Consider the following 15,291-nt stretch of genomic DNA (forward strand, 5'->3'; position numbering starts at 1 on the left):
TTTCATTCCTATACCAATCCTTACAGGAGTCACCCCATGAATGCGAAAACCTATCCCGCCAGCAGTGAAGCCTGGTATGCGAGCGTCGAAAAAACCAGCCAAACCGACGACGAACGTATTAAGGATATTTCCGTGCTACCACCTCCAGAACATCTGATCCGCTTCTTCCCCATCCGCGGTACCGCGGTGGAGACACTGATCACCGACACCCGCAAGAACATCCACAACATCATTTCCGGCTCGGACGACCGCTTGCTGGTGGTGATCGGCCCTTGCTCCATTCACGACCCGGCTGCAGCATTGGAATACGCCCGCCGCCTGCAAGAGCAGCGCTTGAAATACGCGGACACGCTGGAAATCGTGATGCGCGTCTACTTCGAAAAGCCACGCACCACCGTGGGCTGGAAGGGCCTGATCAACGACCCCTACCTGGACGAGAGCTACCGTATCGACGAGGGCCTGCGTATTGCACGCCAGCTGCTGATCGAGATCAACCGCCTGGGGCTGCCTGCTGGCAGCGAATTCCTGGACGTGATTTCTCCGCAGTACATCGGCGACCTGATCTCCTGGGGCGCGATCGGTGCGCGCACCACCGAGAGCCAGGTGCACCGCGAGCTGGCCTCGGGCCTGTCGGCGCCCATCGGCTTCAAGAACGGAACTGACGGCAATATCCGTATCGCCACTGACGCCATCCAGGCAGCTGCGCGCGGCCACCACTTCCTGTCCATCCACAAGAGCGGCCAGGTCGCCATCGTGCAAACCAATGGCAACAAGGACTGCCACGTGATTCTGCGCGGCGGCAAAACGCCTAACTACGATGCTGCCAGCGTCGCTGCTGCCTGTGCGGAGTTGGCTGCAGCCCAGATGCCGGCTACCCTGATGGTGGATTGCAGCCACGCCAACAGCAGCAAGCAGCACGAGAAGCAGATCGACGTGGCCCGCGACATCGCTGGTCAAGTGGCGGGTGGATCGCGCCAGGTCTTTGGTTTGATGGTCGAAAGCCATCTGCAGGAAGGCGCACAAAAGTTCACCCCCGGCAAGACCGACCAGAAAACCCTGGAATACGGCCGCAGCATTACCGATGCCTGCCTGGGCTGGGACCAGTCCCTGCAGACCCTGGAAATCCTGTCCGATGCGGTGAAGGCGCGCCGCGCACGCTGATTGCTGCCTGCGCCAGGGGATTAAGGGAAATAGGCCTCTGGCGCAGCTTGTACCTGCGCTGGTAGCTATTTATTTTGTAGCGCATCCAGTAATTTGGCGTGGATGCCGCCAAAGCCGCCGTTGCTCATGCAAAGTATGTGGTCGCCAGGCTGGGCGGCAGCACATACCTGCTGCACCAGGGCGTCGATGCTGTCGGCGACCTGGGCCCGGGCGCCCATGGGTTCCAGGGCGCCGCGCGCATCCCAGCCTAGTCCGCCCGCATGGCAGAAGGCCAGGTCGGCTTCTTCCAGGCTCCAGGGCAGCTGGGCTTTCATGGCTCCCAGCTTCATGGTGTTGCTGCGCGGTTCGAACACGGCCAGGATGCGCTGGCCCGGCGGCAGGCGTCGGCGCAGTCCGTCCACCGTGGTGCGGATGGCCGTGGGGTGGTGGGCAAAATCGTCATAGACCGTGATGCCCCGTACCGTGCCGCGCACTTCCATGCGCCGCTTCACATTCTGAAAACGGGCCAAGGCTTCGGCCGCCACGGCGGGCGCGACGCCCACATGGTCTGCCGCAGCAATGGCGGCCAGGGCATTGAGCTGGTTGTGTACACCGCCCAGTGACCATTCCACCGTAGCGACAGGTTTGCCCTGTTGCAGTACTTCGAAATGGTGTGGCTCGCCGCGCGCACTAAAGTCGCTGACCGCCGCGCCAAAGCTACGCACCTCGCTCCAGCAGCCCTGGTGCAACACGCGGGTCAGGCTTTCTTCCAGGCCGTTGCTCACCACGCGCCCACTGGGCGGCACGGTGCGCAGCAGGTGGTGAAACTGGCGCTCGATGGCGGCCAGGTCGTCAAAGATGTCGGCGTGGTCGAACTCCAGGTTGTTCAGCACAGCGGTGCGCGGGCGGTAATGCACAAACTTGCTGCGCTTGTCGAAGAAGGCCGTGTCGTATTCGTCGGCCTCGATGACAAAGGTTTTGCCACTGCCCAGGCGCGCGGACACGCCAAAGTTCAGCGGCACGCCACCCACCAGGAAGCCGGGGGCCAGCCCGGCGTGTTCCAGCACCCAGGTCAGCATGGCGGTGGTGGTGGTTTTGCCATGGGTGCCGGCTACGGCCAGCACGTGCCTGCCTTGCAGCACATGTTCGGCCAGCCACTGCGGGCCGCTGGTATAGGGCAGGCCGGCGTCCAGGATGGCTTCCATCAGCGGGAATTTGGGGCTGCCGTCGGCCAGGCGGGCGCGTGACACCACATTGCCGACTACGAACATATCGGGTTTGAGCGCCAATTGGTCGGCCGAGAAGCCTTCGATCAAACCGATGTCCAGTGCGCGCAGCTGGTCGCTCATGGGGGGGTAGACCCCGGCGTCGCAACCGGTAACCCGGTGCCCGGCTTCGCGCGCCAAAGCCGCCAGTCCGCCCATGAAAGTACCGCAAATACCCAGAATATGAATGTGCATGGCGGGGATTTTAGGGTGCTGGACGGCGCCTTCAGGGCTTTGGCAAAAGGTGCAAAATCCGGGTCATGCAAGCATTGACTTCTGAAATTGCGGCCACGGCCGCCCGCCTGGTGGTCGAGGAGGGGCTGGAGTACGGCCCTGCGAAGCGCCGTGCAGCATCCCAGTTGGGCGTCGGCCGTGCGCCGCTGCCCAGCAATGACGAGCTGGAAGACGCTGTGCGTGAGTACATCGAACTGTTTTGTGAGGATACGCAGCCGGCCGAGTTGCAGGCCTTGCGCTCCATGGCTCTGGTATGGATGGAGCGCTTGGCCGTATTCCGTCCCCATTTGTGTGGTGCGGTCTGGCACGGCACGGCAACCCGCATGTCGGATATTTCCATCCAGCTGTTTTGTGATGACTCCAAATCGGCAGAGATTGCCCTGATTGACCACCGCGTGCCGTATGAACCGGCCACGGTCACCGGTTTTCGGGGCGAGCCGGTTGAGGCCTTGAGTTTCGCCAGCCAGAGCTCGGAGTTGGGTTTGGCCGTGGGGGTGCATTTGATGGTGTACGACCTGGATGATTTGCGCGGCGCGCTGAAGCCGGACAGCAAGGGACGGAGTCCGCGTGGTGATACGGCCGCCGTGCGTAACTTATTACAGGGGGCGGCATGAGTACACCCACTTCAGTGCATCGCCGGCGACTGGTTGGTGGCGTTGCAGCAGTGGCCGGCTTGGCGGGGGCAGGGCTGGCTTGGTGGAAACACCAGTCGGAATCCGCATTGAGCCAGGCTGAACAGGCGCTGTGGAGGCTTCAGTTCGATACGCCCTCTGGCGGCGTGCTGGATATGCAGGCAATGCGCGGCAAGCCGGTGCTGCTGAACTTCTGGGCCACATGGTGCCCACCCTGTGTGGAAGAGATGCCGTTGATTGATCGCTTTTTTAAAGAAAATGCGGGTAACGGCTGGCAAGTCGTCGGGTTGGCGGTGGATCAGCCTGGGGCGGTGCGGCAATTTTTGCAGAAAACCCCTGTCAGTTATCCCATCGGAATGGCCGGTTTGGGCGGCACGGAGTTGGGCCGGTCTTTGGGCAACCTGAGCGGAGGCCTGCCCTTTACACTGCTCTTGGGGGCATCCGGGGTGGTGCTTCATCGTAAAATGGGTAAGCTAAGCCCCGCTGATTTACAGCTGTGGGCCGGGTTGAAGTAGTGGCTTCAACCTTCATGCACGCCCTCTTTCGGACTAAATTCCGACCTGGCGTGTAAATCAAAATCAAAGAAATAAGCGACTGTTCGATCTATTTGGGGTAGATTGCCCCATTTTCTTACGTCGTGGCTGGAGGTTTTATGGATTTGCGCAAACTCAAAACGTTGATCGACCTGGTGTCTGATTCCAATGTATCGGAACTGGAAATTACCGAAGCCGAAGGCAAGGTCCGCATTGTCAAAGGTGGTGGCGCCATGGTGTACCAAGCCGCTCCCGTGATGATGGCGCCTGCGCATGCTGAAACGGTGGCTCCCGTGGCTCCCGTGGCAGCCGCTGCAGTGGTGGCAGCACCGGTTGCAGAGGCCGCTACGGGCCATGTGGTCAAGTCGCCCATGGTGGGTACCTTCTACCGCTCGTCTAGTCCGGGTGCCAAGGCCTTTGTGGAGGTGGGCAGCCAGGTCAAAGAAGGCGACACCATCTGCATTATTGAAGCGATGAAGATTTTGAATGAAATCGAAGCGGACAAGGCCGGCACGGTGGTGCAGGTCTTGTGTGAAAACGGGCAGGCCGTGGAATACGGTCAACCTTTGTACGTGATCGAGTGATCCCGCAGGATTTGGTGGAGCATGTTTAAAAAAATACTGGTCGCGAATCGCGGCGAAATTGCCCTACGTATCCAACGCGCGTGCCGCGAAATGGGTATCAAGGCAGTCATGGTGTACTCAGAAGCCGACCGAGACGCCAAGTACGTCAAGCTGGCAGATGAGGCAGTTTGCATTGGGCCTGCGTCTTCTGCTCTGAGTTATCTGAATATGCCAGCCCTGATTTCGGCGGCAGAAGTCACGGATGCTGAGGCGATTCACCCCGGCTATGGTTTCTTGAGTGAAAACGCCGATTTTGCGGAGCGCGTGGAAAAAAGCGGCTTCCAGTTCATTGGCCCAACCCCGGAAAACATCCGCACCATGGGTGACAAGGTGTCTGCCAAGCAGGCCATGATCAAGGCCGGTGTGCCTTGTGTGCCCGGCTCGGAAGGTGAGTTGCCGGATGACCCGGTCATTATTCGCCGTACCGCGAAAGCTGTGGGCTATCCGGTCATCATCAAGGCGGCCGGTGGTGGTGGTGGTCGCGGTATGCGCGTGGTGCATACCGAGGCCGCACTGGTCAATGCCGTCCAGATGACCAAGGCGGAAGCCTTGGCTGCATTTGGCAATGGCGCCGTGTACATGGAGAAATACCTCCAGAACCCGCGCCATATTGAAATCCAGATCCTCGCGGACAAGTTCAAGAACGCCGTCTACCTGGGCGAGCGCGACTGCTCCATGCAGCGCCGTCACCAAAAGGTGCTGGAAGAAGCGCCTGCGCCTGGCATTCCACGCAAGCTGATCGAACGTATCGGCGAGCGCTGTGTTGCTGCGTGCAAGAAGATCGGTTACCGCGGTGCGGGTACCTTCGAGTTTCTGTACGAAAACGGCGAGTTCTATTTCATTGAAATGAACACCCGGGTACAGGTCGAACATCCTGTGACCGAGATGATCACGGGCATCGACATTGTGCGCACGCAGATCATGGTGGCGGCCGGTGAGAAGCTGCCGTTTGCCCAGCGCCAGATCGAAATTCGTGGACATGCGATTGAATGCCGCGTGAATGCTGAAGATCCCTATAAGTTCACTCCGTCCCCTGGGCGTATCACCATGTGGCATCCACCTGGTGGTCCTGGCGTGCGGGTGGATTCGCATGTCTACACGAACTACTACGTACCACCGAATTACGACTCGATGGTCGGCAAGATCATTGTGCACGGCGACACCCGCGAGCAGGCTTTGGCCCGTATGCGTACGGCCTTGCTGGAGACAGTGGTTGAAGGTATCAACACCAATATTCCGTTGCACCGCGAGTTGATGGTGGACGCCAAGTTCATGGCCGGAGCCACCAATATCCATTACCTGGAAGAGTGGCTGTCTCAGCACAAACGGTAAGCGCAGATGTTTGAAATCAGTCTGATGTGCCCGCAAGACCGGGTGGAGATGCTCAGCGATGCGCTGGACGCTCTGGATGCCCTGAGCGTGAGCGTGGAAGATGCAGACGCGCAAACCGATGCCGAGCAGGCGCTGTTTGGCGAGCCCGGCATGCCACCGCCGCAGGATGGTTGGCAGCGCTCCCGCATACAGGCGCTGTTTGCCAACGAGGCTTTGGCGCGGGATGCCGCTGAAGTTTTGGCTGCGCAGGACTTTTTTGCCGATTGCAGTGTGCTGGGTGTGGCTGCCGTGCCTGAGCAAGACTGGGTCCGCGTGACGCAGTCCCAGTTTGTACCTGTGGAAATTACACCTGCTTTTTGGATCGTGCCGACCTGGCACGAGCCGCCGGAGCAGGCGACGCGCGTAATTCGTTTGGATCCGGGCTTGGCATTTGGTACCGGAACCCACCCCACAACCCGTATGTGTTTGCGCTGGATTGCGGGCCAGGATGCCAGTCGCCTGGTCCGAGTGCTGGACTACGGTTGTGGTTCTGGCATTTTGGCTATTGGTGCAGCCAAGTTTGGTGCCGCTGAAATTGATGCAGTCGATATTGACGATGCTGCTGTGGAGTCTACGGTTCTTAACGCACATGCAAACCATGTGCAGTTGCACGCCGGTTTGCCGGACCGCGCCAAGGGCCAGTATCACACGGTGCTCGCCAATATCTTGGCGACGCCATTGAAGGTGCTCGCACCCTTGTTGTGTTCCCATGTGGCGCCGGGCGGCTCTTTGGTGCTGGCAGGCATTTTGGAGCGCCAGTCGGAAGAGCTGAAACAGGCTTATGCGCCCTGGGCGCAGTTGGAGGTATCGGACCGGGAAGATGGTTGGGTACTGATGACGGCAAGCTTGTAGCGCATTCAGGTGTTGGCTGGAACTACAAAAGTATATGGCCTTGATTACACGTTGTCCTGTCTGCGGTACCCAGTTCAAGGTTGTTCCTGACCAGCTCAGGATTTCCGAGGGCTGGGTGCGCTGTGGTCAATGCGCCGAGGTTTTTGATGCGTCCAGTGATCTCCAGCAGGGCGAGATGGAGATGCCGGGGACTTCGGATTTAGGCCCTGCGGCCGATCCCGTTCTTGACGTAGCACCTGTGGAGCTTGCGACGCCGGCCCATGCTCCGTATGTGAGTCCGATAGAGCCCGAGTCTTTTACCAATTACCTGAATCCGGTATCGGTGCCTGAGCTTCCTGTTCAGGAAGAGGTTTTATTTGGCGAGCCCGAAGATGAGCCTGCGGTGCCGCCACTCCCGCTGGATATAGAAGTTGCCCCTCAGGCATCGGATGCTTTTCCTGCAGTTGAGCAAGTCGATACAGTGTTGGTGCCCGAAGCGAAGTTTGAGACGGAAGCTGAGGGTGCGCCAGAGTTCGAGGAAGGGCTACGTTCTTCTCCTGTACTTTTTGCGCCGGAGCCTTCTGAGGAATCATTGGCTGCAAACTACTCTTTTGCCCGGGCCCCAACCCCTCCACGCTATGGCCAGACATGGTTTGCGCGCGGGGGCGTCTTGGTGGGAGTGGGCTTGCTGGGTTTGCTGCTGGGCTTGCAGATGCTGTTGTACGGGCGTGACCGTATTGTTGCCAGCTGGTCGGTTACAAAACCATGGTTTCATTCGGCGTGTGGGCTGTTAGGGTGTGAGGTCCGGGCGTTGCGTCACATCGAGTCCATCGCTATCGACAGTTCATCGCTGAGTGTTGCTCGCAACGATGCCTACCATTTGAGCCTAGTGTTAAAAAACCATGCGATGGTTGATTTGGCGATGCCTGCGCTGGAGTTTGTGCTGACGGACGGCGATGAACAGGCGTTGGTCCGCCGCGTGCTGTCCCCATCGGATTTCGGTGGCGCATCCCGGCTATTATTTGCTGGACGGGAATGGGCGACAACGGTCGATGTGCAGGTGTTGGACGATGCCCTGAAGGCCCGTATCGTCGGCTACCGCTTGCTAGCGTTTTACCCCTGAGGTAAAAAAGGCCTGGCATCTCGCGATGCCAGGCCTGAGACGAAAAACACCTGCTCGATCAGGGTTTGCTTGCAGTCGGAAACGGCCAAGCAGCTTGCGGATTGAGCGTGGTCTGTGCCGAAGATGCTGCGGGGGAAGGTGCAGGCTTCGCTGCAGGCGCCTTTGTAGCTTTTTTTGCTACCGTTTTTGTGGCCTTCTTGGACGCAGGGGCTTTCTTGGCTACAACAGCTGCTTTTTTCGCCGGTGCGGCTTTCTTGGCTGGTGCTGCCTTCTTGGCGGCGGCCTTGGGCGCAGGAGCGGCCTTTTTTGCTGCTGCCTTGACGGGAGCTGCTTTCTTGGCTGCTGCCTTTACGGGAGCGGCCTTGGCTGCTGGGGCCTTGACTGCAACTGCCTTCTTGGCGGGAGCGGCCTTCTTGGCTGGTGCAGCTTTCTTTGCTGGAGCGACAGCAGCTTTTTTGGCCGGAGCCGCTACTTTTTTCGCAGGCGCAGCCTTCTTGGCGGGTGCGACAGCTTTCTTTGCTGGTGCAGCCTTCACGGGCGCTGCTTTTTTTGCAGCGGGCTTAGCCGCCGCTACTTTTTTTGCTGGTGCCGCTTTCACGGGGGCCGCTTTCTTTGCGGGAACAGCCTTTTTTGCGGCTGGTTTTTTTGCAGTTGCCATTATTTTCTCCTTGATCTGTTTACAAAGAGCACTTGCTGCCGGTTGGTTGGCATCAAGCGATGCATGGCGTTGGGCCAATGCCCAGCACCATGTACTCGGGAGCGCATACACCTAGTCGCTCTTCGAGGCGAATGGTGGTTTGCGCGTTGTTGGAAAGCATGGGGCAAGAAAAGCTTAATCCCAGGAGAGCGCGCCGCCCGATTGGTATTCAATCACGCGGGTTTCAAAGAAATTGCGCTCTTTCTTGAGGTCGATCATTTCGCTCATCCATGGAAATGGATTTTCTTCGTGCGGGAAGCAGGCTTCCAGGCCGATCTGGGTCGCGCGACGGTTGGCGATGTAACGCAGATAGCCTTTGAACATGGATGCATTCATGCCCAGCACACCACGCGGCATGGTGTCTTCTGCGTACTGGTACTCCAGTTCGACGGCTTTCATGAACAGGTCTTTGATTTCGGTCTTGAACTCAGCGGTCCACAGGTGCGGATTTTCCAGCTTGAGTTGGTTGATCAAATCGATGCCAAAGTTGCAATGCATGGACTCGTCGCGCAGGATGTACTGGTACTGCTCGGCTGCACCCGTCATCTTGTTTTGCCGGCCTAAAGCCAGGATCTGGGTGAATCCGACGTAGAAGAACAGGCCTTCCATCAGGCATGCAAACACAATCAACGACTTCAGCAGGGTCTGGTCGTTTTCCGGCGTGCCCGTATGGAAATTCGGGTCCATGATCGCTTCAATGAAGGGGATCAGGAACTCGTCCTTGTTGCGGATGGATGCGACTTCGTTGTATGCGTTGAAGATTTCGCTTTCATCCAGGCCCAGCGATTCCACGATGTACTGGTAGGCATGGGTATGGATGGCTTCTTCAAACGCCTGGCGCAGTAGGAACTGTCGGCATTCGGGCGCCGTGATGTGGCGGTAGGTGCCCAGCACGATGTTGTTGGCGGCCAGAGAGTCGGCAGTCACAAAGAAACCAAGGTTGCGCTTGACAATGCGGCGCTCATCTTCGGTCAGGCCGTTGGGGTCTTTCCAGAGTGCGATGTCGCGGGTCATATTGACCTCTTGCGGCATCCAGTGGTTGGCGCAGGAGGCCAGGTATTTCTCCCAGGCCCATTTGTATTTGAAGGGCACCAACTGGTTGACATCGGTCTGACCATTGATGATGCGCTTGTCGGCGGCATTCACGCGGCGAGCGGCCGTGGCTTGTGCGGTGACATGCACTGCGGCGGTAGCCATAGCAGGCTGAGATGCAATCGATGGAGTGGGTGTTGCTGCGGCTTGTGTCGCCGTAAAAACGGCGTGTGATGACTCACGGTTGATGGGTAAACCGGTTTGCGCTGCAGATGGCGATGAGGGCGTGACTTCTTCGTCCCAGGTCAACATAAATTTTCCAATGCTAGGATTATGAGAGCAGCGCCACAAAATGAAAAGTATTCATTTTCAACGCCGCTATTTTGTGCCGTTTGTGTTGCTCATGCGCATCGTGAAAACAGGGTTTCACGATGCGTGGCAAGCGGGCTTGGGTTTATTGGCAGGCTTCGCAGCCTGGATCGTCAATGGCGCAAAACTTGATGTCCGTTGCCGGGCTGGTGGCCAGTGCATCGGCGTTCATTTGCTGGCGTGCAGCAACTGCTGCTGCATCGACTGCGCTCATGGTTTGCCCAGGAGCTTGGCCTGACGAAACGGCATTCATGCGGCCGGCGGCCACGGTAGATTTTTCCACATGGGTGGCGCTGCGGGTACGCAGGTAGTAGGTCGTTTTCAGGCCGCGTGTCCACGCCAGCTTGTAGGTGTCGTCGAGCTTCTTGCCCGATGCGCCGGCCATGTAGATGTTGAGCGATTGGGCTTGGTCTATCCATTTCTGGCGACGTGACGCGGCCTCTACCAGCCAGGTGGTTTCCACCTCGAAGGCCGTGCGGTACAGGGCCTTGATTTCATTCGGCACGCGGTCGATCGATTGCAGCGAACCATCGAAGTGCTTCAGGTCCATCAGCATTACGTTGTCCCACAGGCCCAGGCGCTTCAGGTCATGCACAAGGTAGCCGTTGATGACGGTGAACTCGCCGGACAGATTGGACTTGACGGACAGGTTGCCGAAGCAAGGTTCAATAGATGCGTCCACGCCGATGATGTTGGAAATCGTGGCGGTGGGGGCGATGGCGACGCAGTTGGAATTGCGCATGCCATCGGCCTTGATTTTTTGGCGCAGCGCATCCCAGTCCAGGGTCGCCGAACGGTCCACATCCACATAGCCGCCGCGGGCTTGGGCCAGCAGGTCCAGCGTGTCCAGTGGCAGGATGCCTTGGTCCCACAGCGAGCCCTTGTAGGTGGAGTATTGGCCACGCTCTTTGGCCAGTTCGCTGGACGCCCAGTAGGCGTAGTAGCAGATAGCTTCCATCGAGGTGTCGGCGAATGCGACAGCGCCTTCACTTGCGTAGGCGATGCGTAGCGCGTACAGGCTGTCCTGGAAGCCCATCAGGCCCAGGCCGACTGGGCGGTGCAGCATATTCGAGTCGCGGGCTTTTTTGACAGCGTAGTAGTTGATGTCGATCACGTTGTCGAGCATGCGCATGGCCGTGGAAATGGTCTTTCGCAGCTTGGCGTGGTCAAGTTGGCCATTGGTGATGTGCTGGCGCAGATTGACCGACCCCAGATTGCAGACAGCGGTTTCGGTATCGCTGGTGTTCAGCGTGATTTCAGTGCACAGATTGGAGGAGTGCACCACACCAGCGTGTTGTTGCGGGCTGCGCACATTGCAGGCGTCCTTGAACGTGATCCAGGGGTGGCCGGTTTCGAACAGCATGGTCAGCATCTTGCGCCACAGGTCGCTGGCCTGCAGGGTGCGCGAAGGCTTGATTTCGCCGCGTTGTGCCTGGGCTTCGTAGGCGGTGTAGGCCTTTTCGAAATCGGCTCCGAACTTGTCGTGCAGGTCGGGCACATTGGAGGGCGAGAACAGCGTCCAGCTGCCACCTTCCATGACGCGGCGCATGAACAGATCGGGCACCCAGTTGGCGGTATTCATGTCGTGGGTGCGGCGGCGGTCGTCGCCCGTGTTCTTGCGCAGCTCCAGGAACTCTTCGATGTCCAGATGCCAGGTTTCCAGGTAAGTGCAGACAGCGCCCTTGCGCTTGCCACCCTGGTTCACCGCGACAGCGGTGTCATTTACCACCTTCAGGAAGGGGACCACACCTTGCGACTCGCCATTGGTGCCCTTGATGTGGCTGCCCAAAGCGCGCACGCGGGTCCAGTCGTTGCCCAGGCCGCCGGCAAACTTCGACAGCAGGGCGTTTTCCTTGATGGACTCGTAAATGCCGTCCAGATCGTCGGGCACGGTGGTCAGATAGCAGGACGACAGTTGGGGGCGCAACGTGCCGCTGTTGAACAGCGTAGGCGTGCTGGACATGAAGTCAAACGCCGACATGACTTCGTAGAACTCGATAGCGCGGGCTTCGCGGTCGGTTTCGTTCAGTGCCAGGCCCATGGCTACGCGCATGAAGAAGGCCTGTGGCAACTCGATGCGGGTCTTGCGGATGTGCAGGAAATAGCGGTCATATAGGGTTTGCAGGCCCAGGTAGTCAAACTGCAGGTCGCGCTGGGGCTTGAGTGCCGCGCCGAGCTTTTGCAGATCGAATGTCAACAGCTTGGCATCCAGTAGTTCAGCCTCTACACCTTTTTGGATGTAACCGGGGAAATAGTTTGCGTATTCCTGCGCCAGCTCGGTTTGAGTGACGTCCTTGCCCAGCACTTCTTTGGCAATGGTATGCAGCAGCAGGCGGGCCGTGGCGTAGGTGTAGTCAGGGTCGGTTTCGATGAGGGTACGGGCAGCCAGAATGGCCGCCTTGTAGACCTCTTCCATGGGCACGCCGTCGTACAGGTTGCGCATGGTTTCCGCCACGATAGGGGCGGCCGTCACTTCGCTGCCCAGGTTCGCACATGCCTGTTCGATCAGTTGTTGCAAACGTGCTGTGTCCAGTGGCACGCGTTGGCCCGCGTCCAGCACATGCAGAACAGGGGCTGCCGGTGCCTGCTCAACGCTTTGTTTGGCGCGCTCTTGGGAATGACGCTCGCGGTACAGCACATAGGCGCGTGCGACTTCATGGTGGCCGCCACGCATGAGGCCCAGTTCCACATGGTCCTGCACGTCTTCTATATGGAAGGTGCCGCCGCCTGGACGCGAGCGCACCAGGGCCCGAATCACGCCCTGCGTCAACGTGTCTACCACTTCACGTACGCTGGCCGATGCGGCGCCTTGCGTGCCGTGCACAGCCAAGAAGGCTTTCATCATGGCGATAGCAATCTTGCCCGGCTCAAAAGGCACGACTGCGCCATTGCGACGGATGACCTGGTAGTGGGCCAGCGTTCCTTGCACTGTGGCGTCGCCATGGCTTGTGTCGTGGAGCGTTGAATGTGGCTGGGGGACGGTAGACGGTGTGTTCAATGCGGTTTGCATAGCTTCCTTTTAGACTTTTGGGACAGTATGAGGAGTGGGAAGGGCGGTTATGGCAACCGCCGCAGTGAAATAGAGGTGCCTCGCGGCACTGGCTGGACACTATATATAGGGTCTCAAATCAATTCAAGCCACTACCGGTAGTGTACCGCCCTGCGAATGGCGCATGGCGGGACAGGTTTTATGAGGGTTGCTGGTGCAACCCTCCGGCAAGTGTTGCGCTGCCTTGTCTGTGGCACAAAAACCTAGGCTGGATGCGGGTTTCGGAAGAGTTTGCCTTGTTTGGCAGCGTAACTCCTAGGGCGAGGCATGTGTCCGGGTGTTTCTGGCTGCCACCAGCAGGCTAAAAATATTTCTCAGAGTCCGGTGCCGGGCGGGAAATAGCGCGCGTCCCAGCCGGTTCCGCGTTGCAGTTCTTGCCAGCTGAATCCGGCTCCCGGGTCGTTTTTGCGGCCCGGGGCAATATGTTCATGGCCCGCGATATGGCGGATCGGATGGGCCTGTGCAATCGCTGGAACCAGGCTGGCCAAGGTTTCATATTGCGCGGCTTCGAAGCTGTCGCCCTCCAGCCCCTCCAGTTCGATGCCTATGGAGTCATCGTTGCAGTTGCTGCGCCCCCGGTACCGGGATACCCCGGCATGCCAGGCCCTGTCTTCCGTGCTCACAAACTGCCACAGTTCGCCATTGCGGCGTATATAGAAGTGGGCAGATACCTGCAGCCCGCGGATGCTGCTGAAATAAGGGTGGGCGTCCCAGTCCAGGGTATTGGCGAACAGCGCCATCACCTCGTCTCCGCCATATTGACCTGGCGGCAGGCTGATGGAGTGGACTACCACCAAGTCGATGCGGGCCTGAGGCGGACGTGGGCCGTAATTGGGTGAGCGTTGCTGGTGGGCAAAGCGATACCAGCCGTTCGACCACAGGGGGCGGCTGGGGGCGGTGGGTGCTTTAGGCGTCATGGGGCTCGTTGTCCTGCGGTGTGGCGATGTTGAGCCGTTCGATGCGGTAGCGTATCTGGCGCAGGCTCAGGCCCAGGCGGTTGGCCGCCGCTGTGCGGTTGAAGCCGGTCTCATGCAGTACCTTGACCAGGATCTCGCGCTCCTGCCGGTCCAGAAATGCCTGAAGGTCGGAGGGGACCGTGTCCAGGGTCCAAGGGTTGGATGTGATGCCTGGAGCGGCAGGTACGGCCGGCTCTGGAGAAGCTTCTGGTAGTGCTGCCAACCCCATGTCCTGCGTAGGTTCAAAGTCCAGGTCCAGGTGCAAGGCTTCGCCATCGCCCATGGCGACCGCGCGGTGCAGCAGGTTTTCAAGTTCGCGCACATTGCCGCTCAGTGGGTGGTTGGCCAACTGCTCCAGCAACTCACGGGATAGGCGCGGTGGCGGCATGCCCGACTCTTGTGCGATGCGCTCCAGCAAGGCTTCGCACAGCGATGGCAAGTCTCCCCGGCGTTCCCTCAGCGGCGGTATGGCAATCTCGATCACGTTCAGCCGGTAATACAGGTCCTGGCGGAAGCGGCCGGCCTTGACATCTGCGGCCAGGTCCTTGTGCGTGGCGCTGACGATGCGCACGTCTACTGCCTCTTCCTGGACCGAACCCAGGGCGCGTACGCTGCGCTCCTGTATGGCGCGCAGCAGCTTGGACTGCATGGCCAGTGGGAGGTCGCCAATTTCATCTAAAAACAAGGTGCCATCGCGGGCGGCCTGGAAGTAGCCTTGCCTGTCCTGCGTGGAGCCGGTGTAGGAGCCCTTTTTGGCGCCGAAGAACTCGGCCTCCAGCAGGCTCTCCGGAATGGCGCTGCAATTTACCGCCACCAGCGGGCCCGAGGCGCGGTGGCTGTTGGCGTGCAAGGCCTTGGCCACCAGCTCCTTGCCCGTACCCGACTCGCCGCGTACCAGTACCGGCGCCATGCTGCGCGCGACCTTGACGATGCGCTGCTTGACCTGCTGCATGGCGTCCGAGGTACCTACCAATTTTTGTAGCGCGCTGTCCCCGGCCGCTGTGCGCTGGGGGGCTATTTCATTCACGGTACTGGCACGCTGTGTTCGGTTGCTGTCCTGGATGGCCGAAGCCACTACGGTACGAAACTGCTTCAGGTCCACAGGTTTGGTCAGGTAGTCGAACGCACCTGCCTTTAGCGCCTCCACCGCATTTTCGGCCGAGCCGTAGGCGGTCATGACGATGACGCGCTCTGAGCGTTGCTGGGCTTTCAGGCTGTGCAGCAGTGCGCTTCCCAGTCCGTCGGGCAAGCGCATATCAGTGATTACGACATCGAAGCGCTGCTGGGCCAGCATCAGGCTGGCCTCTTGCAGGTCGGCGGCGGTATCAATGCGGTAGCCCTCACGCAGCAAGGTTAGCTCATACAGCGTGCGCAGATCGGGTTCATCATCCACCACCAAGACGGATGCCGGGAGGGATGCACTGGGTGGAGCCATG

At 59.3% G+C, this 15,291-nt stretch carries 13 protein-coding genes; 7 read left to right on the forward strand and 6 right to left on the reverse strand.

Annotation, left to right across the window (positions count from 1 at the left end):
* The first annotated feature begins 36 nt into the window (after positions 1-36).
* Complete coding sequence (locus tag AC4BBN_RS11820; RefSeq protein WP_490592174.1) at positions 37-1,161, forward strand: 3-deoxy-7-phosphoheptulonate synthase; 1,125 nt, start codon at positions 37-39, stop codon at positions 1,159-1,161.
* Between the two features lie 65 nt (positions 1,162-1,226).
* Here the strand turns inward: AC4BBN_RS11820 and mpl are convergent, their stop codons facing one another.
* A complete protein-coding gene (gene mpl / locus AC4BBN_RS11825) occupies positions 1,227-2,600 on the reverse strand; it encodes a UDP-N-acetylmuramate:L-alanyl-gamma-D-glutamyl-meso-diaminopimelate ligase (RefSeq protein ID WP_490592175.1) in 1,374 nt (457 codons plus the stop codon).
* Positions 2,601-2,665: 65 nt separating this feature from the next.
* Between mpl and AC4BBN_RS11830 the strand changes: the two genes are divergently transcribed.
* The 6 genes from AC4BBN_RS11830 to AC4BBN_RS11855 all read left to right on the forward strand — a co-directional run bounded on the left by AC4BBN_RS11830 (position 2,666) and on the right by AC4BBN_RS11855 (position 7,752).
* The gene (locus tag AC4BBN_RS11830; protein ID WP_490592176.1) at positions 2,666-3,253 is read left to right on the forward strand and encodes a hypothetical protein; all 588 of its coding nucleotides are present in this window, start codon (positions 2,666-2,668) and stop codon (positions 3,251-3,253) included.
* Positions 3,250-3,786 (forward strand): TlpA disulfide reductase family protein, encoded by a 537-nt coding sequence (locus AC4BBN_RS11835; protein WP_490592177.1) that lies wholly within the window; start codon positions 3,250-3,252, stop codon positions 3,784-3,786. The genes AC4BBN_RS11830 and AC4BBN_RS11835 overlap by 4 nt, the downstream gene beginning before the upstream one ends.
* 137 nt (positions 3,787-3,923) lie before the next feature.
* Positions 3,924-4,388 carry an acetyl-CoA carboxylase biotin carboxyl carrier protein gene (accB, locus tag AC4BBN_RS11840; RefSeq protein WP_490592178.1) on the forward strand — a complete coding sequence of 155 codons (465 nt, stop codon included), beginning with the start codon at positions 3,924-3,926 and terminating at the stop codon, positions 4,386-4,388.
* A 21-nt stretch (positions 4,389-4,409) separates the two neighbouring features.
* A complete protein-coding gene (gene accC / locus AC4BBN_RS11845; RefSeq protein WP_490592179.1) occupies positions 4,410-5,759 on the forward strand; it encodes an acetyl-CoA carboxylase biotin carboxylase subunit in 1,350 nt (449 codons plus the stop codon).
* 6 nt (positions 5,760-5,765) lie between these two features.
* Positions 5,766-6,650, forward strand: a complete 885-nt coding sequence (gene prmA / locus AC4BBN_RS11850; RefSeq protein WP_490592180.1) for a 50S ribosomal protein L11 methyltransferase — start codon at positions 5,766-5,768, stop codon at positions 6,648-6,650.
* 34 nt (positions 6,651-6,684) lie between these two features.
* Complete coding sequence (locus AC4BBN_RS11855) at positions 6,685-7,752, forward strand: zinc-ribbon and DUF3426 domain-containing protein (RefSeq protein WP_490592181.1); 1,068 nt, start codon at positions 6,685-6,687, stop codon at positions 7,750-7,752.
* A 58-nt stretch (positions 7,753-7,810) separates the two neighbouring features.
* On the opposite strand, the gene AC4BBN_RS11860 is transcribed toward AC4BBN_RS11855, so the two are convergent.
* The 5 genes from AC4BBN_RS11860 to AC4BBN_RS11880 form a co-directional block, all read right to left on the reverse strand.
* Complete coding sequence (locus tag AC4BBN_RS11860) at positions 7,811-8,410, reverse strand: histone (protein ID WP_490592864.1); 600 nt, start codon at positions 8,408-8,410, stop codon at positions 7,811-7,813.
* A gap of 174 nt (positions 8,411-8,584) precedes the next feature.
* Complete coding sequence (locus AC4BBN_RS11865; RefSeq protein ID WP_490592182.1) at positions 8,585-9,793, reverse strand: ribonucleotide-diphosphate reductase subunit beta; 1,209 nt, start codon at positions 9,791-9,793, stop codon at positions 8,585-8,587.
* A gap of 142 nt (positions 9,794-9,935) precedes the next feature.
* Positions 9,936-12,860 (reverse strand): ribonucleoside-diphosphate reductase subunit alpha, encoded by a 2,925-nt coding sequence (locus tag AC4BBN_RS11870; protein WP_490592183.1) that lies wholly within the window; start codon positions 12,858-12,860, stop codon positions 9,936-9,938.
* Positions 12,861-13,213: 353 nt separating this feature from the next.
* Positions 13,214-13,816 (reverse strand): 1,6-anhydro-N-acetylmuramyl-L-alanine amidase AmpD, encoded by a 603-nt coding sequence (gene ampD, locus AC4BBN_RS11875; protein WP_490592184.1) that lies wholly within the window; start codon positions 13,814-13,816, stop codon positions 13,214-13,216.
* Positions 13,806-15,290 carry a sigma-54-dependent transcriptional regulator gene (locus AC4BBN_RS11880; protein WP_490592185.1) on the reverse strand — a complete coding sequence of 495 codons (1,485 nt, stop codon included), beginning with the start codon at positions 15,288-15,290 and terminating at the stop codon, positions 13,806-13,808. The genes ampD and AC4BBN_RS11880 overlap by 11 nt, the downstream gene beginning before the upstream one ends.
* Position 15,291: the final 1 nt, after the last annotated feature.

This window comes from Rhodoferax sp. SPJ21 (assembly GCF_058216335.1).

Bases quoted from the DNA above. Each gene is read 5' to 3' on its own strand.
- prmA (WP_490592180.1), top strand. From the start codon at position 5,766: ATGTTTGAAATCAGTCTGATGTGCCCGCAAGACCGGGTGGAGATGCTC.
- AC4BBN_RS11870 (WP_490592183.1), bottom strand. From the start codon at position 12,860: ATGCAAACCGCATTGAACACACCGTCTACCGTCCCCCAGCCACATTCA.
- AC4BBN_RS11855 (WP_490592181.1), top strand. From the start codon at position 6,685: ATGGCCTTGATTACACGTTGTCCTGTCTGCGGTACCCAGTTCAAGGTT.
- accC (WP_490592179.1), top strand. From the start codon at position 4,410: ATGTTTAAAAAAATACTGGTCGCGAATCGCGGCGAAATTGCCCTACGT.
- AC4BBN_RS11865 (WP_490592182.1), bottom strand. From the start codon at position 9,793: ATGTTGACCTGGGACGAAGAAGTCACGCCCTCATCGCCATCTGCAGCG.
- ampD (WP_490592184.1), bottom strand. From the start codon at position 13,816: ATGACGCCTAAAGCACCCACCGCCCCCAGCCGCCCCCTGTGGTCGAAC.
- AC4BBN_RS11830 (WP_490592176.1), top strand. From the start codon at position 2,666: ATGCAAGCATTGACTTCTGAAATTGCGGCCACGGCCGCCCGCCTGGTG.
- AC4BBN_RS11835 (WP_490592177.1), top strand. From the start codon at position 3,250: ATGAGTACACCCACTTCAGTGCATCGCCGGCGACTGGTTGGTGGCGTT.
- AC4BBN_RS11880 (WP_490592185.1), bottom strand. From the start codon at position 15,290: ATGGCTCCACCCAGTGCATCCCTCCCGGCATCCGTCTTGGTGGTGGAT.
- AC4BBN_RS11820 (WP_490592174.1), top strand. From the start codon at position 37: ATGAATGCGAAAACCTATCCCGCCAGCAGTGAAGCCTGGTATGCGAGC.
- mpl (WP_490592175.1), bottom strand. From the start codon at position 2,600: ATGCACATTCATATTCTGGGTATTTGCGGTACTTTCATGGGCGGACTG.
- accB (WP_490592178.1), top strand. From the start codon at position 3,924: ATGGATTTGCGCAAACTCAAAACGTTGATCGACCTGGTGTCTGATTCC.
- AC4BBN_RS11860 (WP_490592864.1), bottom strand. From the start codon at position 8,410: ATGGCAACTGCAAAAAAACCAGCCGCAAAAAAGGCTGTTCCCGCAAAG.